General features: G+C 72.7%; 20 protein-coding genes. 9 read left to right on the forward strand and 11 right to left on the reverse strand.

Annotation, left to right across the window (positions count from 1 at the left end):
- From ACFWBD_RS29970 to ACFWBD_RS29980, 3 genes are all read right to left on the reverse strand, one after another.
- The coding region (locus ACFWBD_RS29970) for a biotin/lipoyl-containing protein (RefSeq protein WP_385673422.1) at nucleotides 1-683 on the reverse strand (683 nt) is incomplete at its 3' end.
- Between the two features lie 59 nt (nucleotides 684-742).
- Nucleotides 743-2131, reverse strand: coding sequence for a dihydrolipoyl dehydrogenase (gene lpdA, locus ACFWBD_RS29975; protein ID WP_385673425.1), 1389 nt, complete (start codon nucleotides 2129-2131; stop codon nucleotides 743-745).
- Nucleotides 2132-2435: 304 nt separating this feature from the next.
- On the reverse strand, nucleotides 2436-3962 hold the full coding sequence (locus ACFWBD_RS29980) for a leucyl aminopeptidase (protein ID WP_385673428.1): 1527 nt from the start codon (nucleotides 3960-3962) through the stop codon (nucleotides 2436-2438).
- A 338-nt stretch (nucleotides 3963-4300) separates the two neighbouring features.
- On the opposite strand from ACFWBD_RS29980, the gene ACFWBD_RS29985 reads away from it, so the two are divergent.
- Nucleotides 4301-5119, forward strand: a complete 819-nt coding sequence (locus ACFWBD_RS29985) for an endo alpha-1,4 polygalactosaminidase (RefSeq protein ID WP_385673432.1) — start codon at nucleotides 4301-4303, stop codon at nucleotides 5117-5119.
- A 4-nt stretch (nucleotides 5120-5123) separates the two neighbouring features.
- Here the strand turns inward: ACFWBD_RS29985 and ACFWBD_RS29990 are convergent, their stop codons facing one another.
- Entirely contained in the window at nucleotides 5124-5969 is an 846-nt protein-coding gene (locus tag ACFWBD_RS29990) for an adenosylcobinamide-GDP ribazoletransferase (protein ID WP_385673435.1), read from the reverse strand.
- 67 nt (nucleotides 5970-6036) lie between these two features.
- Between ACFWBD_RS29990 and ACFWBD_RS29995 the strand changes: the two genes are divergently transcribed.
- Complete coding sequence (locus tag ACFWBD_RS29995; protein WP_385673438.1) at nucleotides 6037-6801, forward strand: hypothetical protein; 765 nt, start codon at nucleotides 6037-6039, stop codon at nucleotides 6799-6801.
- On the opposite strand, the gene ACFWBD_RS30000 is transcribed toward ACFWBD_RS29995, so the two are convergent.
- From ACFWBD_RS30000 to cobT, 3 genes are all read right to left on the reverse strand, one after another.
- Entirely contained in the window at nucleotides 6780-7616 is an 837-nt protein-coding gene (locus ACFWBD_RS30000; protein ID WP_385673441.1) for a hypothetical protein, read from the reverse strand. The two genes, ACFWBD_RS29995 and ACFWBD_RS30000, sit on opposite strands and share 22 nt — an antisense overlap.
- Nucleotides 7613-9403, reverse strand: coding sequence for a phosphatidylglycerol lysyltransferase domain-containing protein (locus ACFWBD_RS30005; RefSeq protein WP_385673444.1), 1791 nt, complete (start codon nucleotides 9401-9403; stop codon nucleotides 7613-7615). Before ACFWBD_RS30005 ends, ACFWBD_RS30000 begins: the two co-directional genes overlap by 4 nt.
- Before the next feature lie 72 nt (nucleotides 9404-9475).
- Complete coding sequence (cobT, locus tag ACFWBD_RS30010; RefSeq protein ID WP_385673446.1) at nucleotides 9476-10642, reverse strand: nicotinate-nucleotide--dimethylbenzimidazole phosphoribosyltransferase; 1167 nt, start codon at nucleotides 10640-10642, stop codon at nucleotides 9476-9478.
- A gap of 149 nt (nucleotides 10643-10791) precedes the next feature.
- On the opposite strand from cobT, the gene ACFWBD_RS30015 reads away from it, so the two are divergent.
- Nucleotides 10792-11691: a class I SAM-dependent methyltransferase gene (locus tag ACFWBD_RS30015; protein ID WP_385673449.1), complete on the forward strand. Its 900-nt coding sequence runs from the start codon at nucleotides 10792-10794 to the stop codon at nucleotides 11689-11691.
- A gap of 3 nt (nucleotides 11692-11694) precedes the next feature.
- On the opposite strand, the gene ACFWBD_RS30020 is transcribed toward ACFWBD_RS30015, so the two are convergent.
- A complete protein-coding gene (locus ACFWBD_RS30020; RefSeq protein ID WP_385673452.1) occupies nucleotides 11695-12918 on the reverse strand; it encodes a bifunctional adenosylcobinamide kinase/adenosylcobinamide-phosphate guanylyltransferase in 1224 nt (407 codons plus the stop codon).
- Between the two features lie 114 nt (nucleotides 12919-13032).
- Here ACFWBD_RS30020 and ACFWBD_RS30025 point away from each other — a divergent pair, with 114 nt between their 5' ends.
- Complete coding sequence (locus ACFWBD_RS30025) at nucleotides 13033-13245, forward strand: hypothetical protein (RefSeq protein WP_351752783.1); 213 nt, start codon at nucleotides 13033-13035, stop codon at nucleotides 13243-13245.
- A gap of 75 nt (nucleotides 13246-13320) precedes the next feature.
- On the opposite strand, the gene ACFWBD_RS30030 is transcribed toward ACFWBD_RS30025, so the two are convergent.
- Nucleotides 13321-14031 (reverse strand): class I SAM-dependent methyltransferase, encoded by a 711-nt coding sequence (locus ACFWBD_RS30030; protein WP_385673456.1) that lies wholly within the window; start codon nucleotides 14029-14031, stop codon nucleotides 13321-13323.
- An 83-nt stretch (nucleotides 14032-14114) separates the two neighbouring features.
- The gene (locus ACFWBD_RS30035; protein ID WP_385673459.1) at nucleotides 14115-14711 is read right to left on the reverse strand and encodes a DUF3043 domain-containing protein; all 597 of its coding nucleotides are present in this window, start codon (nucleotides 14709-14711) and stop codon (nucleotides 14115-14117) included.
- Nucleotides 14712-15029: 318 nt separating this feature from the next.
- Between ACFWBD_RS30035 and ACFWBD_RS30040 the strand changes: the two genes are divergently transcribed.
- The 5 genes from ACFWBD_RS30040 (at nucleotide 15030) to ACFWBD_RS30060 (ending at nucleotide 20577) form a co-directional block, all read left to right on the forward strand.
- Nucleotides 15030-15806 (forward strand): PspA/IM30 family protein, encoded by a 777-nt coding sequence (locus ACFWBD_RS30040; protein WP_385673602.1) that lies wholly within the window; start codon nucleotides 15030-15032, stop codon nucleotides 15804-15806.
- A 34-nt stretch (nucleotides 15807-15840) separates the two neighbouring features.
- Nucleotides 15841-16119, forward strand: coding sequence for a hypothetical protein (locus tag ACFWBD_RS30045; protein ID WP_385673462.1), 279 nt, complete (start codon nucleotides 15841-15843; stop codon nucleotides 16117-16119).
- Between the two features lie 126 nt (nucleotides 16120-16245).
- Nucleotides 16246-17469: a sensor histidine kinase gene (locus ACFWBD_RS30050; RefSeq protein WP_385673465.1), complete on the forward strand. Its 1224-nt coding sequence runs from the start codon at nucleotides 16246-16248 to the stop codon at nucleotides 17467-17469.
- Entirely contained in the window at nucleotides 17466-18149 is a 684-nt protein-coding gene (locus ACFWBD_RS30055) for a response regulator (protein ID WP_385673468.1), read from the forward strand. Before ACFWBD_RS30050 ends, ACFWBD_RS30055 begins: the two co-directional genes overlap by 4 nt.
- A 187-nt stretch (nucleotides 18150-18336) precedes the next feature.
- Entirely contained in the window at nucleotides 18337-20577 is a 2241-nt protein-coding gene (locus tag ACFWBD_RS30060) for a protein kinase (protein WP_385673471.1), read from the forward strand.
- A 21-nt stretch (nucleotides 20578-20598) separates the two neighbouring features.
- Here ACFWBD_RS30060 and nadA read toward each other — a convergent pair whose 3' ends face one another.
- Nucleotides 20599-21783 (reverse strand): quinolinate synthase NadA, encoded by a 1185-nt coding sequence (gene nadA / locus ACFWBD_RS30065; protein ID WP_385673474.1) that lies wholly within the window; start codon nucleotides 21781-21783, stop codon nucleotides 20599-20601.
- Between the last annotated feature and the right edge of the window lie 20 nt (nucleotides 21784-21803).

Below are 21803 nucleotides of genomic sequence, written 5' to 3' on the forward strand. Positions count from 1 at the left end.
GCGGGGGCCGGGGCCGGAGCGGCGGGAGCCGGGGCCGGGGCGGCGGCCGGAGCCGCGCCCGGGGCGCCGATGACGGCGAGCTTGGCGCCGACCTCGGCGGTCTCGTCCTCGCCGACCGTGATCTCGAGCAGCACACCGGAGACGGGCGCCGGGATCTCGGTGTCGACCTTGTCGGTCGAGACCTCGAGCAGCGGCTCGTCCTCCGTGACCTCCTCGCCGACCTGCTTCAGCCAGCGGGTGACGGTGCCCTCGGTGACGGACTCGCCGAGGGCGGGCAGGACGACGTCCGTGCCCTCGGCGGAGCCGCCGCCGGTGGCGGCCTCGGCGGTGGGAGCCGGGGCCGGGGCCGCCTGCTCGGTGGAGGGCTGGGCGGCCGGGGCCGGCTCGGGAGCCGGAGGCGCGACCTCCTCGGCGGCCGGAGCCGGGGCGGCGGCCGGGGCGCCGGTGCCGTCGTCGATGACGGCCAGCTCGGCGCCGACCTCGACCGTCTCGTCCTCGGCGACCTTGATGGAGGCCAGGATGCCGGCGGCGGGGGAGGGGATCTCGGTGTCGACCTTGTCGGTCGAGACCTCGAGCAGGGGCTCGTCGGCCTCGACGCGCTCACCCTCGGCCTTCAGCCAGCGGGTGACAGTGCCCTCGGTGACGCTCTCGCCGAGCGCCGGAAGGGTTACGGAAACCGCCATGGTTTCGGTTGCTCCTTACGAATTGCGGAAGTCTGAGTCGTCGCTTAGTCGACCGAGGGTCAGTCGTGCGAGTGCAGCGGCTTGCCCGCCAGGGCCAGGTGGGCCTCTCCGAGCGCCTCGTTCTGCGTCGGGTGGGCGTGGATGAGCTGCGCGACCTCGGCGGGCAGCGCCTCCCAGTTGTAGATCAGCTGGGCTTCGCCGACCTGCTCGCCCATGCGGTCGCCGACCATGTGGACGCCGACCACGGCACCGTCCTTCACCTGGACGAGCTTGATCTCGCCCGCGGTGTTGAGGATCTTGCTCTTGCCGTTGCCCGCGAGGTTGTACTTCAGAGCGACGACCTTGTCCGCACCGTAGATCTCCTTGGCCTTGGCCTCGGTGATGCCCACGGAGGCCACCTCGGGGTGGCAGTACGTCACCCGGGGGACACCGTCGTAGTCGATCGGGACGACCTTCTGACCGGCCAGACGCTCCGCGACCAGCATGCCCTCGGCGAAGCCGACGTGCGCGAGCTGGAGGGTCGGGACCAGGTCGCCGACGGCGGAGATGGTCGGGACGTTGGTACGCATGTACTCGTCGACCAGGACGTAGCCGCGGTCCGTGGCGACGCCCTGCTCCTCGTAGCCGAGACCGGCGGAGACGGGCCCGCGGCCCACCGCGACCAGCAGGAGCTCGGCCTCGAACTCCTTGCCGTCGGCCAGCGTGACCTTGACGCCGTCGGCGGTGTACTCGGCCTTGGAGAAGAAGGTGCCCAGGTTGAACTTGATGCCGCGCTTGCGGAACGCGCGCTCAAGAAGCTTGGAGGAGTTCTCGTCCTCGAGAGGAGCGAGGTGCTTGAGGCCCTCGATGATCGTGATGTCGGAGCCGAAGGACTTCCACGCCGAGGCGAACTCGACGCCGATGACGCCGCCGCCCAGGATGATCGCGGACTTCGGCACGCGGTCCAGCACGAGGGCGTGGTCCGAGGAGATGATCCGGTCGCCGTCGATCTCCAGGCCCGGCAGCGACTTCGGCACGGAGCCGGTCGCGAGCAGCACATGGCGGCCCTGGACGCGCTGTCCGCCCACGTCGACGGAGGTCGGGGAGGACAGACGGCCCTCACCCTCGATGTACGTCACCTTGCGGGACGCGATCAGCCCCTGAAGGCCCTTGTACAGACCGGAGACGACACCGTCCTTGTACTTGTGGACGGCGGGGACGTCGATGCCCTCGAAGGTGGCCTTGACGCCGAACTGCTCGCTCTCGCGGGCCTGGTCGGCGATCTCGCCCGCGTGCAGCAGGGCCTTGGTGGGGATGCAACCCCGGTGCAGGCAGGTGCCGCCGACCTTGTCCTTCTCGATCAGGGCGACGTCCAGGCCCAGCTGCGCCCCGCGCAGGGCCGCGGCGTAACCGCCACTACCACCGCCGAGGATCACTAGGTCGAAAACGGTGCTGGCGTCGTTCGCCACGTCACGTCCTCCATGCATGTGTGCCGTGCGCCGGTCGTCGCTGACCGCCGGCGGCTGGTGTCCGGCCGCTCTTTCTCCGGCCCTGTGGTGGGGGCCCTGTCCTGCCGAGGCCCATCTTCGCACTTGCGGGAGGCGAACGAGACGCGGGGCCGGGGTGTGAGACACCCCACGCTCACTTGTGACATGGGGGACCGGCCCCGCCCGGGGGTCCGGGGACTGCGCGACCGGCCACATTCGGCCCGCACCCGCCACATGACGGACGGACCGGAGTGATCAGGCGCACAGTCCCCTTCTCCCGGAGGGACTAGCCCAGGTCGCCGGAGGCGGTCAGCTCGGCCAGTCGCACCAGCGTCCGCACAGCGGTACCGGTGCCGCCCTTCGGCGTGTACCCGAAGGGCCCGCCCTCGTTGAACGCCGGTCCGGCGATGTCCAGGTGCGCCCAGGTGATCCCCTCGCCCACGAACTCGCGCAGGAAGAGACCGGCCACCAGCCCGCCGCCCATCCGCTCACCCATGTTCGCGATGTCCGCGACGCTGGAGTCCATGCCCTTGCGCAGGTGCTCCGGCAGCGGCATCGGCCACGCCGGCTCACCGACCTCCTCGGCGGCCTCGTGCAGCACGGAGCGGAACGCGTCGTCGTTCGCCATGATCCCGAAGGTCCGGCTGCCCAGCGCCAGCATCATCGCGCCGGTCAGGGTCGCGACGTCGACGATGGCGTCCGGCTTCTCCGCGGAGGCCGCCCACAGCGCGTCCGCGAGGACCAGGCGGCCCTCGGCGTCCGTGTTGAGGACCTCGACGGTCTTGCCGCTGTACATGCGCAGCACGTCACCCGGGCGGGTGGCGGAGCCGGACGGCATGTTCTCGGCCAGCGCCAGCCATCCGGTGACGTTCACCTCGAGCCCGAGCCGCGCGGCGGCGACGACCGCGGCGAAGACCGCCGCCGCACCGCTCATGTCGCACTTCATCGTCTCGTTGTGCCCGGCCGGCTTCAGCGAGATGCCGCCCGAGTCGTAGGTGATGCCCTTGCCGACGAAGGCGAGGTTCTTCTTGGCCTTGGAGGAGGTGTAGGAGAGCTTCACCAGACGCGGGGCCGAGGCCGAGCCGGAGCCGACGCCGAGGATGCCGCCGTAGCCGCCCTTGGCGAGGGCCTTCTCGTCGAGCACCGTCACCTTGATGCCGTGCTCCTTGGCCGCCTGCTGGGCGAGAGCGGCGAACGCCTCGGGGTCGAGGTCGTTCGGCGGCATGTTGATCAGGTCGCGGGCGCGGTTGAGCTCCTCGCCGACGGCGGCGGCACGCAGCAGCGCGGCCTTGTGGGCGGCGTCGCGCGGCTTCCCGCCGAGCAGGGCGGCCTCGGCGAGCGGTGCCTTGCCGTTCTTGGCCTTGGCATCGTTGCCGCTCTGCTTGTACGTGTCGAAGGAGTACGCGCCGAGCACCACGCCCTCGCCGATCGCGCCGATGTCCGCGGCGTCGGTCACCGGCAGGGCGAAGGCCGCCTTCTTGGCGCCGGTGAGGGTGCGGGCGGCCGCGCCGGCCGCCTTGCGCAGCACCTCGGGGTCGAAGCCGGCGTCCGTCTCGGGTTCCTGGCCGAGCCCCACCGCGAGCACGAGCGGTGCCTTGAAACCGGCCGGGGCGGGCAGTTTGGTCACCTCGCCCTCGGCCCCGGAGGCACCGAGGGTTTCCAGGATGCCGGCGAGCCTGCCGTCGTAGGCCTTGTCGAGGGCTTCGGCGCCTGGGGCAACGATCGGGCCTTTCGCGCCCTTGGCGACACCGATCACGATCGCGTCGGCCCGGAGGCCGGGCGCCGCGGCGGTGCTGAGAGTGAGAGCAGTCACGGTGGTGAAATCTCGCTTCCGATGTGGAGTTGCGGTGGCCGGAATGTGTGGGTCGACCGGGCCCGACAGCCGACCCTAGATCCGGGTCATGGGTGCGGTCGTATCCGGGGGTGCGCCTCACCGGCGCGGCGAACCGGCGTGGCGAATCCCGGAATGAGCGTACGCGTGCGTGCGCGGTCGCTCACGCACGCGCGTGTTCACCTGTCGGTGGCGTCGTAGCCACTTCTCGATCCTCGCATTCCATGAGCCGGGTCACACCCCTCGGGTGGGGAGACGGCGGGCGGCGGACATGGGCGATCATCGTCGGGTAAGCCGCCGAACGACCTGGAGCCCGCCCGGTGAGACGCCCGACCCTGTTGTCGCCCCTGCTCGCCCTGCTGTTGGCGGGCTGCGCCACGGCGCCGGACGGCGGGCGGGACGACCGGCCGGACGAGGCGGGCGCAGGGACGGCGGACGGCGAGCTCTGGCAGCCGGCGCCCGGCATCGGCTGGCAGTGGCAGCTGAGTGGCCGTCTGGACACCGCCGTGGACGTGCCGGTCTACGACATCGACGGCTTCGACCACACCGCGGCCACGGTCGCCGGCCTGCACGACGACGGCCGCAAGGTCATCTGCTACCTCTCCACCGGCGCCTGGGAGGACTGGCGCCCGGACGCGGCGAAGTTCCCCGCGTCCGTGATCGGCAAGGGCAACGGCTGGGAGGGCGAACGCTGGCTCGACATCCGCGCTTTGGACGTCCTAGAGCCGTTGATGGCGGCCCGCCTCGACATGTGCCGCGAGAAGGGCTTCGACGCGGTCGAGCCGGACAACATGGACGGCTACAAGAACACCACGGGCTTCCCGGTCACCGCCGCCGACCAGCTCCGCTACAACCGCCTCATCGCCGAACTCGCCCACGACCGGGGCATGTCGGCCGGCCTGAAGAACGACCTCGACCAGATCCCCGAACTCGTCGACGACTTCGACTTCGCGGTCAACGAACAGTGCGCCCAGTACGACGAGTGCGCGGACCTGACCCCCTTCATCGAGGCGGGCAAGGCCGTCTTCCACGTCGAGTACGAACTCCCCACGAGCGAGTTCTGCGCCGACTCCCGTCGGCTGCGCCTGAGTTCACTGCTGAAGAAGTACGAGCTGGGGGTGTGGCGGGAGGCGTGCTAGCTCTCTAGCGCCCCAGGCAGAACACCACGAGCGCGGTGGTCGCCGCCGTCTCCGCCAAGCCGCCGAAGACGTCGCCGGTGACCCCGCCGAAGCGCCGGTCGCAGTGGCGCAGCAGCAGTTCGGCGACGGCGAGGGCGGCGAGGACCGCGAGCGCCGGCTGGACGGCGTCGTACGGCTCGAAGAGGGCGCCGGGCTCGACGTGTCCGATCAGGACGACGACGCCGCCCTCGTACGGTCCGCACCACGCTCCCGCGACCGCCGCCGCGAGCGTGACGGCGACCGCGGTGAGCACCGCGCCCCGCACCGGGACCACACCGGCGACCGCCGCCCCCAGCCCCTCCGGCCTCGCGGCCGGCACCCCGGCGCGGGCCGCCAGGGTCAGCGCCAGCCGGGCGGTGGCCGCCGAGACGACGGCGGCCACCGCGCCCAGCGCCCACGAGGTGTCGTAGAGCTGCGTCAGCGCGGCCACCTGGGCGAGCAGCACGAGGAGCAGCGTGAGCACGCCGAACGGGCCGATGTCGGACTGCTTCATGATCCGCAGCGCGTCCTCGGCGGGCTTGCCGCTGCCGAGCCCGTCCGCGGTGTCGGCCAGCCCGTCGAGGTGCAGACCGCGGGTGAGGACGGCGGGCACGGCGGCGGAGGCGACGGCGGCGAGCAGCGGGCTCGCGCCCAGGTACAGCAGCAGCAGGCCGAGCCCGGCCGCGCAGCCGCCGACGACCAGCCCCACCACCGGGGCGTTGAGCATGCCCCCGCGCGCGGCCTCCCGGTCCCAGCGGGTCACCCTGACCGGGAGCACGGTGAGGGTGCCGAAGGCGAAGCGGAGGCCGTCGAAGGGCGAGGTCGTGGACACGGCGGCAGACTAGCCCGGACGCCCCGCCCGCGAGGCAGCCCGCCCCCCGCCCCGGGAGACTGGTGACATGGGCCAGTGGGTGCAGCGCAACATCGTCGAACCGGGCAAGGTCCCGCTGCTCGTCGCGCTGACCGCGTTCGTCCTCACCTTTCTGATCACCCGGGTCATCACGCGCCTCATCCGGGCGGGCAAGGGCCCCTTCGGCAACATCAGCTCCGGCGGGGTGCACATCCACCATGTGGTCCCCGGCGTCGTCCTGACCGTCGCGGGCGGTTTCGGCGCGGTCGCGAGCGGCCGGTACGGCTTCGGGGCGGTCGCCTTCGCGGTGGTCTTCGGTATCGGCACGGGCCTGGTCCTCGACGAGTTCGCGCTGATCCTGCATCTCGACGACGTGTACTGGACCGAGGCGGGCCGCAAGAGCGTGGAGGCCGTGGTCCTCACGGCGGCGCTGGGCGGACTGCTGCTGGTGGGCTTCTCGCCGTTCGGTGTCAACGACATGACCCAGGACGAGCTCCAGGACCGGGGCAGCGTCGTCTCGACCGTCGTGCTCAACTTCCTGTTCTCCCTGGCGGTGCTGAGCAAGGGCAAGGCCAAGATGGCCGTGTTCAGTGTCTTCATCCCGTTCCTGGGGCTGGTGGGCCTGGTACGGGTGGCCAGGCCCGGCTCGCCGTGGGCCCGCCGGCTCTACCGGCGGCGGCCGCGGGCCCGGGCGAAGGCGGTGCTGCGGGCCTACCGCCACGACCGCCGCTGGGCGGGGCCGCGCCGGATGGTGGGGGACTGGCTGGGCGGGAAGACGACCGCGGAGCTCGCTCAGTCCGAGGAGCGGAACTGAGTGACCCGGTCCGGAACGGACGTGTGGGCGGTACGGCGGCTGCGGGGCTTCGTGGCCGGTCGCGCCCCGTGGCGCGGCCGCGAACCGGTACCGCCGCCCCGCTTCCCCCGGCGGAGCCGTGCACCGGTGCCGCCCCGCGGCCCCCGGGCGGGCCGCCCTGGCCCCCGGGTGCGCCCGCGTGTCTCCGCCGCCGCGCACAGCACCAGCACCGCGGCGATCGCCGCCAGATGCTCCTTGCCCGCCAGGTTGTCCTTCAGCAGGACCTCCACCACCATCGCGACGATCACCACCCCCGCCGTCACATAGGCGCGGTAGCGCCAGCCCAGGAACACCGCGAGGCCGACCACGGCCGCCGACGGGCCGGTGTCCACGATCCGGGCGTCGGCGGCGGGCAGGCCGAGCGGGCTGCCGGGGCCGAGGGCGATGCCCACGCGCGCGTACAGGGTGCCGGCGAGCGTGGCGGCGTAGGCGATGACAAGGGTCCGCCACCAGCCCAGGCAGAGCTCCGCGATCCCGAACACCAGCAGGATCTGCGCGAGGGCGCCCCAGACCGGCAGGTCCAGCGCGGGCACGAACAGGGACAGGGGGGTGCGCAGCAGGGCGAGCCCCAGGGGGTCCTCGGCCCGTACCGCTCCGACCGCCTGGACCGGCCCGTAGCCCCACGGCCGGTTCTGCACGACCTGGGTCACCGACGTCAGACACACCGCCCCGAGGGTCATCGGGACCGCCCGCCACCGCCGCCGCACCAGGGGGGCGCGTACGGCCTCGTACAGCGGCCCCCATTCGGCGCGGGCCCGGCGGGCGACCGCGTTCACCGGTGGGTCTCCAGGCGCCCCCGGCGCAGCCACCCGGGCAGCCCCGGCGCCTCCAGGAATCCCTCCGCCCGCGCCGACGCGACACCGATGCGGGGCAGGTCCGCGCTCTTCTCGAAGAGCAGGAAACGGGGTTCCCAGATGGGCCGGTACTTGGCGTTGGCGCGGTACAGCGACTCGATCTGCCACCACCGGGAGAAGAAGCAGAGCAGCGACCGCCACAGCCTCAGCACCGGTCCGGCGCCGAGGCGCGCGCCCCGTTCGAAGACCGAGCGGAACACGGCGAAGTTCAGCGAGACCTGCGTGATCAGGACCGCCGGGTCTCCCCCGTCTCCCCGGTCTGCGCCGTCTTCCCCGTGTCCCCGGCTTCCCCGGCCCTCCCGCTCCTCCCGGGCGCGCCGGAGCAGTTCGATGACCATGAACTCCGTCAGCCCGTTGTCGCAGTCGCGGTCCCGGCGCATCAGGTCGAGGGACAGCCCGTGCGGTCCCCAGGGCACGAAGGAGAGCAGGCCCCGCAGTTCACCGCGGGCGTCGGCGCACTCCAGCATCACGCAGCGCCCGTCCTCCGGGTCCCCGAGCCGCCCCAGCGCCATGCTGAACCCGCGCTCGGTGGCCCCGTCGCGCCAGTCGTCGGCGCGTCGGAGCAGCGATGCCATCTCGCCGGCCGGGATGTCCTCGTGCCGTCGTACCCGCACCGTGTACCCGGCCCGCCGGACCCGGTTGTAGGCCTGCCGGACGGTCCGCATGGCCCGCCCCTCGAGGGTGAACTCGGCGACCTCGACCAGGGCCTCGTCCCCGAGCTCCAGCGCGTCCAGTCCGTGCCGGGCGTAGACGGTCCCGGCCTCCTCGCTCGCGCCCATCACCGCCGGGATCCACCCGTGCGCCCGCGCCTCGGCGAGCCACGGCACGATCGCCCCCGGCCAGGCCTCCGGATCCCCGAGCGGGTCCCCGGAGGCCAGCGACACCCCGCCGACGACGCGGTAGGCGACGGCCGCCTTGCCCGTGGGCGACCAGCACACGCTCTTCTCCCGCCGCAGCGCGAAGTAGCCGAGCGAGTCCCGCTCACCGTGCCGGTCGAGGAGCTCCCGCAGCCGTTTCTCGTCGTCCTCGGTGAGCGGGTCGACGGCCCGCCGGGAGCGGAAGGCGGCGTACAGGACGACGAGGACGAGCGCCGTGCTCAGCACGTTGACGGCGACGTCGACCCAGGTGGGCGGGGCGATCCCGGGCAGGCGGTACTCGTCGGCGGCCACGGAGACCAGCCGCAGCGTGCCGTAGCGCCAGCGTTCGAGGAAGGTGGAGGGGGCGGACGCCCGGTTGGTGACGGTCACCAGCAGCGCGGCCAGCAGCGAGGCGCCCAGCAGCCCGCCGGCGCCGACGGCCGCGGCGAGCCTCGGATTGGACCGGTCGCCCTTCGCGTAGAACTCCCGCCGGCCGGCGAGCAGCGCCACGACGAAGACGGCGGTCAGCGCGAGCGAGACCCAGTTCTGCGGGTGCCGCCGGATCTCCGGGAACGCCATGGCCAGCGTGAACAGCGCCAGGAACGCCCCGCTCAGACCGAGGTTCAGGATCCACGCGGCCCGTTTGCGCCGCCGCATCGTGACGGCCAGGAACGCGGTGAAGACCCCGGAGGCGAAGCCGGCCGTCAGCAGGTACGGCGTGAAGAGGTTCTCCTGGTTGTGCCGCCGGACGTCCTGCCCCAGGGAGACCCACACCGCACTGAGGAAGTTGACGAACGCGACGGCACGCAGGTACCAGACGGCGAAGGCGGCGGCGCCCCGGGTGTTGCCCATGAGTGGTGATCATATGGGTGCACTTGGGGGAATCCGCTCTTTTGGTGCCGCCTGTCCCTTTGAGCCGCTCGGTTACTCCGTTTCCCGCTTCTCGTCGGAAACGTCGGAAACGTCGGAAACGTCGGCGGCTTCGCCGGCTTCCGCAGCGCCGGATGCCTCGGACGCCGCCGGCTCCTCGGGCTCTTCCGGCTTCTCGGGCTTCTCGGGGAGTTCCGCCGCCAGTGCTGCGGCGGCCTGCACCAGGGGGAGCGCGAGCAGCGCCCCGGCGCCCTCTCCGACCTTCACGCCCTGGTCCAGCAGCGGTTCCAGGGCCATCCGGTCGAGCGCCTTCGCCTGTCCCGGTTCACCGCTCTTGTGCGCGGCCAGCCACCAGTCCGGCGCCCGGAACGCGACCCGCTGCCCGACGAGCGCGCAGGCTGCGGCCACGACGCCGTCCAGCACGACGGGCAACTTCCGTACCGCGCACTGGAGCAGAAAGCCCGTCATGGCGGCGAGATCGGCCCCGCCCACCGTCGCCAGCAGTTGCAACTGCTCCCCGAGCACCGGCCGCGCCCGCCTGAGCGCGTCCCGGACGGCCGCGCACTTGCGCATCCACGCCAGGTCGTCGATCGCCTCGCCGCCCCGCCCGGTCACCACGGACGCGTCGGTCCCGCACAGCGCGGCCACCAGCACACCCGCGGCCGTCGTCCCGCCGACGCTGATGTCGCCGAGCACGACCAGGTCCGTGCCGGAGTCGGCCTCCTCGTCCGCGACGGCCACGCCCGCCCGGAAGGCCGCCTCGGCCTCCTCGAGCGTCAGCGCGTCCTCTATGTCGATACGGCCGCTGCCGCGCCGTACCCGGTGGCGTACGACGTCCTCGGGGAACATGTCCGGATCGCAGTCCAGTGCCATGTCCACGACGCGCACGGGCACGCCGAGGCGGCGGGCGAGCACGGAGACCGGACGGCCGCCCTCGATGACCTCACGCACCAACTCCGAGGCGCTGCCCGCCGGTCGGGCGGATACGCCGAGCTCGGCGATGCCGTGGTCGCCGGCGAACAGCACCACCCGCGGCCGCTCGACCGGCCGGACGGGCGCCGAGCCCTGCGCCGCCGCCAGCCACTCACCCAGGTCGTCCAGGCGCCCCAGCGATCCGGGCGGCACGATCTGACGTTCCCGGCGCGCCTCCGCGTCGCGGCGCACCCCACCGTCGGGGCGCTCGATCAGATCGGTGAAGTCGTCGAGATTAAGCGAGCTCATTCGCCGAACAGTACCGGCACCGATCGAACAGTTCCGCGCCACATCGCCACCCCACCCGCGTGACGTCATTGCGCCCAAGATCGGGATCCCATACGTTCCGTTTTGCAGCTAATTGTCGTTCGCTCTCGATGCCATCCCCGGAGCCGCTCATGCCCCCCAGGCCCGTCCACGAGCCGCGCCGAGACGACTGCCCCTGGTGCGGCTCGAAGCGCCTGCGCACCCGGCTGCGCGCACCGGACCTGCGCCACCGCAGGCCGGGCACCTTCGTGGTCGACGAGTGCCGGGACTGCGCGCACGCCTTCCAGAACCCCCGCCTGACCGCCGAGGGTCTGGCGCTGTACGGCGCCGAGGGCGAGGAACGGTCCGACCGCGGGCACCTCAGGGCGACGGCCCGGGCGATGCTGCCCTTCCCCGAGCCGGAGAGCTGGCTGGACGTGGGCACGGGGGACGCGTCCTTCCCCGAGGCGGCGAGGGAGGTGTTCACCTACACGGCGTTCGACGGGGTGGACCCGACCCCGAGGGTGCAGCGCGCGCGAGCGGCGGGCCGGCTCGACGAGGCCCACCTGGGCCCGCTGACGGCACCGGAGGTCCTGTCCCGCCTGCGCGGCCGCTACGACGTGGTCAGCATGCTCCACCACCTGGAACACACCCGGGACCCGAAGCGGGAACTCGCGGCGGCGCTCACGGCCCTGCGGCCGGGCGGCCACCTCCTCGTACAGCTCCCGGACCCCGCCAGCGCGTCCGCGGCCGTGCTGGGCAAGTGGTGGCACTCCTACGACCAGCCCCGCCACCTCCACCTGATCCCGTTGGCCAACCTCCGGGCCGAACTCGAGGCCCAGGGCTGCGAGATCGTCGTGACGGACCGCCGGACCCCGCACAGCCCGCACGACCTGGCGACGGCCGTCTCGCTCTACCTGAACAGGACCCGGCCGCGCCGGACGGCCGCGCCCCTGACCGCCCTGGCCGCCGTACTCGACCACCTGCTGGCCCCCGCCCTGCGCCGCACGCGCTTCTCGAACGCGTACCAGGTCATCGCGCGCAGGAACTGACCGTCAGGCGCCGGCCACCGGTCCCCGCAGCACCAGCGCCTGGCCCGCCACCACCAGGACCACTTCCTCGCACTCGGCGGCGACGGCCGCGTTCAGCCGTCCCAGCTCGTCCCGGTACCGCCGGCCCGACGCCGTGGCCGGCACGATCCCCGAGCCCACCTCGTTGGAGACCAGGACGACGGTCCGCCGGGCCGAGCGCACCGCCTCCGCCAGTTCCACCACCCGCGCGCGCAGCGCCCGTTCGCCGCCGTCCGCCCACCGCGCGTCGTCCCACGCCCCGACGGAGTCCATGACGTCCGTCAGCCACAGCGACAGACAGTCGATCAGCAACGGGGCGCCGTCCCGCGCCGCCAGCGGCACCAGGTCGCAGGTCTCCACGGTCCGCCACGACCCCGGCCGCCTTACGCGGTGCGCCGCGACCCGGGACGCCCACTCGGTGTCACCACCCCGGGTCCCGCCGGTCGCGACGTACAGCACGTCGGGGAAGGACTCCAGCCGGCGTTCCGCCTCCACCGACTTCCCCGACCGGGCCCCGCCCAGCACCAGCGTCCGCCGCGGCACGTCCGGCACGTCCTCGTACACCCCCACGACCAGGGTCGAACCGTCCGGCACCGCCCGCGCGCCCGCCGCCGCGAGCCGTCGGCGCAACTCCGCGCCCGGTGGCACGTCATGGTCCAGGTGGACGGCGACCACATCGGTCGTCGGCCCCACCGCACCCACCGCCCGCAGCTTCGCCAGCGCGTCCGGGCGCCGCACCAGATCCGCCAGGACCATGTCGTACCGCTCGGCGGGCCCCGACCCCTCCTCCAGGCCGGCCGGCGCGCCCCCGGGCGGCAGATACAGCAGCCGCTGCCCGTCCGGGCCGGCCACCGCGTACCCGGTGCCGGGCGCGTCCATGGCCACCGCCCGTACCCGATGCCCCGTCAGCAGCGTCGACTCCCGACCGTCCGGCGCCCGGCCGGGCCGCGGCAGCCCGGCCGGCACCTCCACCGGGGGCCCGTCGTGCGGATGCGTCAGCAGCACCTGCCGCACCCCGCCCAGCGAATGGCCGGCCCGCGCGGCCGCGAACGCCGCACCCGGCGTCAGATCGAGCAACAGGACCCCGTCGACGAGCAGCGCGGTCGCCGCCCGCGCATCAGCCCCGAGCGAGGTCGCGCACACGGCGCAGGAGCAGTCGGGGCGGGGCAGTCCCGCGGGGGCACCGGTACCGAGCAGAGTGACTTCCACGGAGCTGATTTTCGCGTGTCTGACCAGGTCTTGCGCATCCGACTAGGCTGCACAGCAGAAGCCGGACCAAGATCCGGCTTCTGCTCTGCACGTGGTCACAGCTGGGAGGCGTACATGGCGGCATGGACGTGGCGGTTCGAGAAGGCCGACGGGACGGAGGTCCAACCAGCGGTAGAGCCCGAGGAGTTCACCACGCAGGGGGACGCCGAGTCCTGGATCGGGGAAGTGTGGAAGGACCTCCTCGAAGGCGGCGCGGACCAGGTGCGGCTCTTCGAGGACTCCACCGAGATCTACGGCCCGATGAGCCTGCAGGCGAACGAGGCGTAGCCCTCCGTCGGGGTGGTCGCCGTACGGCCACCCCGGCCACCGCTCACCCGGACGAGTGAAGAACGCCGGTCCGGCTCAGCCACGCACCCCGCACAGGTGCAGCAGCGCCGCCACCTGCCGGTAGGGATCGGTCCGCCCGGCCCGCTCCTCGGCGGACAGCAGGCTCTCGCGCTGCTGCGGGTCCTGCGGGATCTCCGTCCCGTCCGCCGCCGTGTCCGTGAAGACCCGCACGCCGTACCAGGCCTGCAGCGGCGCGCCGATCCCGGCCAGCGCGCCGGTCAGCGTCACCAGCCGGTCCGCCCGTACGTCCAGCCCCAGCCGGTTGCGGTACGCGACGGTGTCGAAGGCGCCGAGCGCGCCCGCCCAGTCGCCGGACAGGCCCGGCCGCATGGCCAGCGCGTCCGCGTTGCGCACCAGCAGCGACAGCAGCCCGCCCGGAGCCAGCATCCGCGCGAGCCCCGCGAGCAGCGCGTCCGGCTCCTCGACGTACATGAGCACGCCGTGGCACAGCACCACGTCGAAACTGCCGGGCAGGAAGTGCACACCGGTGTCCCGGCCGTCGCCCTCGATGATCCGCATCCGCTCCCGGATGCCCTCGGGCTCGCCGCACAGGGCGTCACGGGCCGCGGCGATCATGGTCGCGTCCCGCTCCAGCCCGGTGACCTGATGGCCGAGCCGGGCCAGCCGCAGCGCCTGCGTGCCCTGGCCCATCCCCACGTCCAGCACCCGCAGCCGCTGCCCGACCGGGTAGCGCCCCGTTATCTGCTCGTCGAGCTGCCGGGCCACCAGCTCTTGTCGTACGACGTCACGCAGCCCACCCAGCCTGTTCAGCCAGGCCTCGGCCGCTCCCCCGGAGAAAGCCGCAGTGCTCAGGGCCGCGCTCCGCGCTTGACCTGCGGCTTGGGCAGCCGGAGCCGACGCATCTGGAGGGAGCGCATCAGCGCGTAGGCCACCGCGCCCCGCCGGTTCTGGTCGGGGAAGCGCTCGGCGAGCTGCTTGCGCAGCCGGAAGCTCGTGACGACCGAGTCCAGCACGATCAGCACGATCACGACCAGCCACAGCAGCAGCGCGATGGTCTGGAGCGAGCCCACCCGCACCATGCTCAGCACGAGGATGACCACGGCCATCGGCAGGAAGAACTCCGCCACGTTGAACCGGGAGTCGATGAACTCGCGCGCGAACTTGCGCACGGGGCCCTTGTCGCGGACCGGCAGATACCGCTCGTCCCCGCCGGCCAGCGCCTGGCGCTGCCTGTCCATCTGGGCACGGCGCTCACTGCGCTGACGCTTGGCGGCGTCCTTGCGGGACGTCGAGGTGTTGGCGACGCTGCGGCGCTGGGACTGGGCCTCACTGCGCTTGGGCGTGGGCCTGCCCTTCTTGGCCTGCGGGTCACGGGGCTGCATGGAGTCGGTCACCACGGCCTTGTCGGCGGGGGCCTTCTCTTCCTTGGCACGGCTACGGAACACAAAACCCAAGGGTAAGCGCTCGCGGGCACGGACCCCAGCCCGGACGGGAACGATCCGGCAACACCGGTCGTCTGTACAGGGGACAGACCGGGACAGGAGCAGGAAAGAGGGGGCGCAGGGTGACCTATCGCTCACCCTGAAGGTCACCTACTCCCTACGCCGGAGCAAGGTCTTGGTCAGTCGTCCTTGGGGATGAGCGCATCCGTCCCCGAACAGTGCGTCAATGGATGCAGGGCCCGTACTGTGGGTTCTGTCGCAGAGCTGGAGCTGGACGTCAGAAGGGGGCGCGCGAAGCCCATGAGCGGTGTCATGAAGCGTATGGGGATGATCTTCCGCGCGAAGGCGAACAAGGCCCTTGACCGGGCCGAGGACCCGCGCGAAACCCTCGACTACTCGTATCAGAAGCAGCTGGAGCTCCTCCAGAAGGTCCGCCGCGGCGTCGCCGACGTCGCGACCTCGCGCAAGCGCCTGGAACTCCAGCTGAACCAGTTGCAGTCGCAGTCCTCCAAGCTGGAGGACCAGGGCCGCAAGGCACTCGCGCTCGGCCGTGAGGACCTCGCCCGCGAGGCGCTCTCCCGCCGTGCGGCCCTCCAGCAGCAGGTCACCGACCTCGAGACGCAGCACTCCACGCTCCAGGGCGAGGAGGAGAAGCTCACCCTCGCGGCCCAGCGCCTCCAGGCCAAGGTGGACGCCTTCCGTACGAAGAAGGAGACCATCAAGGCCACCTACACCGCCGCCCAGGCCCAGACCCGCATCGGCGAGGCCTTCTCCGGCATCTCCGAGGAGATGGGCGACGTCGGCCTGGCCATCCAGCGCGCCGAGGACAAGACCGCCCAGCTCCAGGCCCGCGCGGGCGCCCTCGACGAGCTCATGGCGTCCGGCGCCCTGGACGACCCGACGGGCATCGCGAAGGACGACCTCCAGGCCGAGCTGGACCGGCTCTCCGGTGGTACGGATGTAGAGCTGGAACTGCAGCGCATGAAGGCCGAGCTCGCCGGAGGCAGCTCGGCCGGGCAGCAGGCCATCGAAGGCGGCGCGAACCAGTCGCAGTCCCAGCAGCAGCCGCAGGACACCCCGCGCTTCGACAAGCAGTAGCCCGGCGCCGGGGACCGGAGCCGAGGAGGGCGACATGATCGTTCGGATCATGGGGGAGGGCCAGTGGACGCTGGCCGACTCCCATCTCGTCGAACTGAACACGCTGGACGACGAACTGCTCGCGGAGATGGAGAGCGGCGACGAGGACGGCTTCCACCGAACCCTCGGCGCCCTCCTGGAGGCTGTCCGCCGCCTCGGCGAGCCCCTGCCGGACGACGCCCTGGAACCCTCGGAACTGATCCTCCCGGCCCCGGACGCGGGCCTGGAGGAGGTCCGGGAGATGCTGAGCGACGACGGGCTGATCCCGGGCTGACTCTTCAGCGCAGGTGCACGGCAATCTCAGCGTCCGGCGATCGAGGACGAGGCCCGTTCAGGGCCGACGGCGGGGATCTGGGGGCGCAGCCCCCGGCTACGGCAGGAAAGCGACGGTAACTACGAAGTGACCCTCCTTTCCCGGGCCGAGTGCAGGCTCCAGGCCCACCCCCTGGCTCTGGACGCCGCGCTCGCCGCAGGCGTACTCCTCTGCATGCTGGCCGGCTCCTTCGTCGATCCGCACGGAGAGCACAGCGTCAGCTGGAGCATCCGCAGCCCGGACCCGCTCAGCCTGCTGCTGATGACCCTCTCCGCCGTCGCCCTCGTCTTCCGCCGCAGCGCCCCCATGACGGTCCTCGCCCTCACCGGCGCCGCCTCCGTGATCGAGTCCGTCACCGGCGATCCCCGGGCCCCCGTAGCCATGTCCGCCGTGATCGCCCTCTTCACCGTCGCCGCCGGCACCGACCGCCCCACCACCCTGCGCGCCGGCCTGCTCACCATGACGGTCCTCACCGGCGCGGCCATGCTCGCCGGACCGCTGCCCTGGTACGCCCAGGAGAACCTGGGGATCCTCGCCTGGACCGGCATCGGCGCCACCGCCGGCGACGCGGTCCGCAGCCGCCGGGCCGTCGTCCAGGCCATCCGGGACCGCGCCGAGCGCGCGGAACGCACCCGCGAGGAGGAGGCCCGCCGCCGGGTCGCCGAGGAGCGCCTGCGCATCGCCCGCGACCTGCACGACGTCGTCGCCCACCACATCGCCCTGGTCAACGTCCAGGCCGGGGTCGCCGCGCACGTCATGGACAAGAGGCCGGACCAGGCCAAGGAGGCCCTCGCGCACGTCCGCGAGGCCAGCCGCTCCGCGCTCAACGAACTGCGGGCCACGGTCGGCCTGCTGCGTCAGTCCGGCGACCCCGAGGCGCCCACCGAACCCGCACCCGGCCTGGACCGGCTCGACGAACTGGCCGGTACCTTCCGCAGCGCCGGCCTCCAGGTCGAGGTGGCCCGCACCGACCACGGGACCAAGCTCCCGGCCGCCGTCGACCTGGCCGCCTACCGGGTCATCCAGGAAGCGCTCACCAACGTCCAAAAGCACGCGGGATCCGAGGCGAAGGCAGAGGTCAGCGTCGTGCGCGTAGGACCGAACATCGAGGTCACGGTCCTCGACAACGGGCATCCCACGGACGACGGGCCCCCGGCGGCCGGCGGCGGCCACGGCCTGCTCGGCATGCGCGAGCGCGTCACCGCCCTGCGCGGCACCCTCACCACCGGTCCCCGCTACGGGGGCGGCTTCCGCGTTCATGCGATCCTGCCGGTCAAGACCCGCACGGCCACCACGGGGGAGAACGCATGACCATCCGTGTCCTGCTCGCCGACGACCAGGCGCTGCTGCGCAGCGCGTTCCGCGTGCTCGTCGACTCGGAGTCCGACATGGAGGTGGTCGGCGAGGCGTCCGACGGCGCCGAGGCGGTCCGGCTGGCCAGGGAGGAGCGCGCCGACGTCGTCCTGATGGACATCCGCATGCCCGGCACGGACGGCCTCGCCGCGACCCGGCTGATCAGCGCGGATCCCTCCCTGGCGCATGTCAGGGTGGTCATCCTGACGACCTTCGAGGTCGACGACTACGTGGTGCGGTCGCTGCGGGCAGGCGCCTCCGGCTTCCTCGGCAAGGGCAGTGAGCCGGAGGAGCTGCTGAGCGCGATACGGGTCGCCGCCGGCGGGGAGGCACTGCTCTCGCCGACCGCCACCAAGGGCCTGATCGCCCGCTTCCTGGCCCAGGGCGGCGCGCTGGACGACGACCACGACCCGGCCCGCTCGGCCCGGCTGGACGCGCTCACCGTGCGCGAGCGCGAGGTCCTCGTGCAGGTCGCCGGCGGCCACTCCAACGACGAGATCGCCGAACGCCTCGAGGTCAGCCCGCTCACCGTGAAGACGCACGTCAACCGGGCCATGGCCAAGCTGGGCGCCCGCGACCGGGCGCAGCTCGTGGTGATCGCGTACGAGTCGGGGCTGGTACGTCCGAGAGCGGAGTGAGCCCGGCCCTGCCGTACGGCGCCCGGAGTATGCGCGGGAGAAGCGTGCCGCGAAGCGGCAGCCGGCGCAGCCCGAGAAGACCCCGGAACCGGCCGGAGTCTGACGCCGCCGCGCCGGTGCCCGTTCCCCCGTACGGGTTTCATATCCTGTGTGCTCGAAGTGCTCGACGGGGGAAGGGAACCGGGCGTTGCCGCTGCACAAGGACGACCCGAAGGCGCTCGGCGGATACCGCATCGTCGACCGGATCGGATCCGGTGGCATGGGCGTCGTCTATCTGGGCCGGTCCCGTTCGGGGCGTGAGGTCGCCGTCAAGGTGGTGCACGCCCAGTACGCGGAGGACAAGGTCTTCCGGGCCCGCTTCCGGCAGGAGATCGACGCCGTCCGCAAGGTGAGCGGCGCTTTCACCGCCCCGGTCGTGGACGCCGACCCGGAGGCCGTACGGCCCTGGATGGCCACCCAGTACGTACCGGGACCGGCGCTCTCCGCCCGGATCCGGGGCGCCGGCCCGCTGAAGGGGGCGGAGCTGCGCCGGCTGGCCCTGGGCCTGGTGGAGGCGCTGCGGGACATCCACCGGGCCGGGGTCGTCCACCGCGACCTGAAGCCCGCCAACGTGCTGATGGCCGAGGACGGCCCCCGGGTCATCGACTTCGGCATCTCCCGCGCCACCGAGAACCCGACCCTCACCGAGACCGGCCACGCGATCGGCACCCCGCCGTTCATGTCCCCGGAGCAGTTCAAGGACGCCCGGTCGGTCGGCCCCGCCTCGGACGTCTTCTCCCTGGGCGCGCTGCTGGTGTTCGCCGCGACCGGCCGCGGCCCCTTCGACGCCGACAGCCCCTATCTGACGGCGTGGCGGGTGATGCACGAGGAACCGACGGTGGACGCGGTCGCCGAGCCGCTGCGCGCGGTCCTGACCCGCTGCCTGGCCAAGGACGCCGCCGACCGGCCCGGACTCGAGGAACTGGCCGGGGAGTTCGCGGAGGCGCTGCCCGAACCCGCGGCGGGCGACCTGGAGACGGTGACCCTGCGTCTGCCGTCCGAGCCCGCGGCGAGCGAGGAGCCGGGGCCGGCCGTCGCTCCGTCCCGCACGGGCCGCGGCTCCCGGCTGCGCCGGTGGCCGGTCCTGGCCGGCGTGGCGGGCCTCCTGGCCGTGACGCTCACCGGCTATCTGCTTGTCGACCCCTTCAGGTCAGACGGAGACGACAGGGCGGCCGAGTCGGACGTCACCGGCTCCGGGTCGCCCGGCCGGGATCCCCTGCCCACCGGCTGGCAGCCCTGGCGGACCACGGTGTTCGGGACCGCCGCGAGCGGGGTGACGAAGCCACTGGAGGGCGCCGGGTCCTCCTTCGGCACCTCCCTGTCCTGCGCGATGGGCGAGGGCGCCCTCTACTGCGGGGGCGACGGCGTCCTTCCGGTCCGTGTCGACGGGACGACGGGCCGGCTCGCCTGGCGGGCGGACTCCCAGCCCTCGGGCCTGGCACGGGAGCGGTACGACAGCACGGTCCTCGGGGTGCACGACGGGGTGCTGCTGGTCTCCCAGTCGGTCCTGAACAGCGCGGGCGACGACCAGACCAGCACCGCCGTGGCCCTCGACTCCGCCACCGGGAAGCGGCTCTGGTCGCGCACGTCGAACCGGACGGGCTCTGTCGCCTCGGCGGTCGTGGGCGATCTGCTGATGACCTCGGACGGCTACCGGGTGACAGCCCGCGAACTGCGCGACGGCACCGCGCGCTGGACGGCCACCGTGCCCGTCGGGCCCACCTACTCCTGTGTGCTGCACGACGTCGACAGCGTCCCGTACGCCGGCTGCACCGACGCGGGTACGCCGTCGCGCACCGTGTTCTACGCCGTCGACCCCGCCGACGGCTCGACCCGGAAGGTGAGCGTGCCGGACGGCGACGCCGTGTACGTCGGGGCCGTCGACGGCGACCTGGCCTTCGTGATGCACGTCCCGCGGGATCTCCAGAGCCCCGAGGAGTCGGCGTCCGGCGAGATCCTGCTGATCGACCCGGGCACCGGCGCCGTACGCAGGAGCAAGCTGGCGGGCGACCCGCGCGGCGAGGCGGCGCTGGTGGGCGGAGTGCTCTGCTTCGCCTCCTCCGCGGGGCAGCTGGCCGCCCACTCACCCGGGACGGGCGAGCAGCTGTGGCAGACCTCGACGACCCTTCAGCAGCCCGGCACACCCGTCGCCGACGGGCAGGGGCAGGCGGTGTTCGCGGCCAGCGCCTCCGGACGGGTCGCCGCCCTCGACATCGGGACGGGCGGCCTGCTGTGGGAGTCACCCGCGCGGGCCGAGCAGGTCGTCGGGGCCGGCTACGCCACGGCACAGGTGTTCCTCGACGAAGGCGCGCTGGTGGTGCTCAGCCCCGACGGGACCGTGTTCACGCTGGACCCGGGCCACCCCGACCAGGAACCGCTGCCGGGGTGATCCGGGGCCCGCTGGGTCCGGCTACGGCAGCGCCAGCATCCGCTCCAGCGCCAGCTTCGCGAACGCCTCGGTCTCCTGGTCGACCTGGATCCGGTTGACCAGTTTGCCCTCGGCGAGGGACTCCAGGGTCCAGACCAGGTGGGGGAGGTCGATCCGGTTCATCGTCGAGCAGAAGCAGACCGTCTTGTCGAGGAAGACGATCTCCTTGCCCTCCGGCGCGAAACGGTTCGCCAGCCGGCGTACCAGGTTCAGCTCGGTGCCGATGGCCCACTTGGAGCCGGCCGGGGCCGCCTCCAGCGCCTTGATGATGTACTCGGTCGAGCCGACGTAGTCCGCCGCGGCCACGACCTCGTGCCGGCACTCGGGGTGGACGAGCACGTTCACGCCGGGGATCCGGGCGCGGACGTCCTCGACCGACTCCAGGCTGAAGCGGCCGTGCACCGAGCAGTGGCCCCGCCACAGGATCATCTTCGCGTCGCGCAGCTGCTCGGCGGTCAGCCCGCCGTTCGGTTTGTGCGGGTTGTACAGGACGCAGTCCTCCAGGGACAGGCCCATGTCCCGGACGGCGGTGTTGCGGCCGAGGTGCTGGTCGGGCAGGAACAGGATCTTCTCGCCCTGCTCGAAGGCCCACTCCAGGGCCCGCTGGGCGTTGGAGGAGGTGCAGATCGTGCCGCCGTGCTTGCCCGTGAACGCCTTGATGTCCGCGGACGAGTTCATGTACGAGACGGGCACGACCCGCTCGGCTATGCCGGCCTCGGTCAGCACGTCCCAGCACTCGGCGACCTGCTCGGCGGTGGCCATGTCGGCCATCGAGCACCCGGCGGCGAGGTCGGGGAGGACCACCTTCTGGTCGTCGGACGTCAGGATGTCCGCGGACTCGGCCATGAAGTGCACACCGCAGAACACGATGTACTCGGCCTCCGGGCGGGCGGCCGCGTCCTTGGCCAGCTTGAAGGAGTCGCCCGTGACGTCGGCGAACTGGATGACCTCGTCGCGCTGGTAGTGGTGGCCGAGCACGAAGACCTTGTCGCCGAGCTTCTCCTTGGCGGCGCGGGCCCGCTCGACCAGGTCCGGGTCCGAGGGCGAGGGCAGGTCGCCGGGGCACTCGACGCCCCGCTCGCTCTTCGGGTCGGCCTCACGGCCGAGCAGCAACAGGGCGAGCGGAGTCGGCTGTACGTCGAGCTCCGTGGTCTGGGCGGTGGTCACGGCACGCACCTTTTCTACTT

This window comes from Streptomyces sp. NPDC060002 (genome assembly GCF_042737245.1).
Lineage (GTDB): Bacteria > Actinomycetota > Actinomycetes > Streptomycetales > Streptomycetaceae > Streptomyces.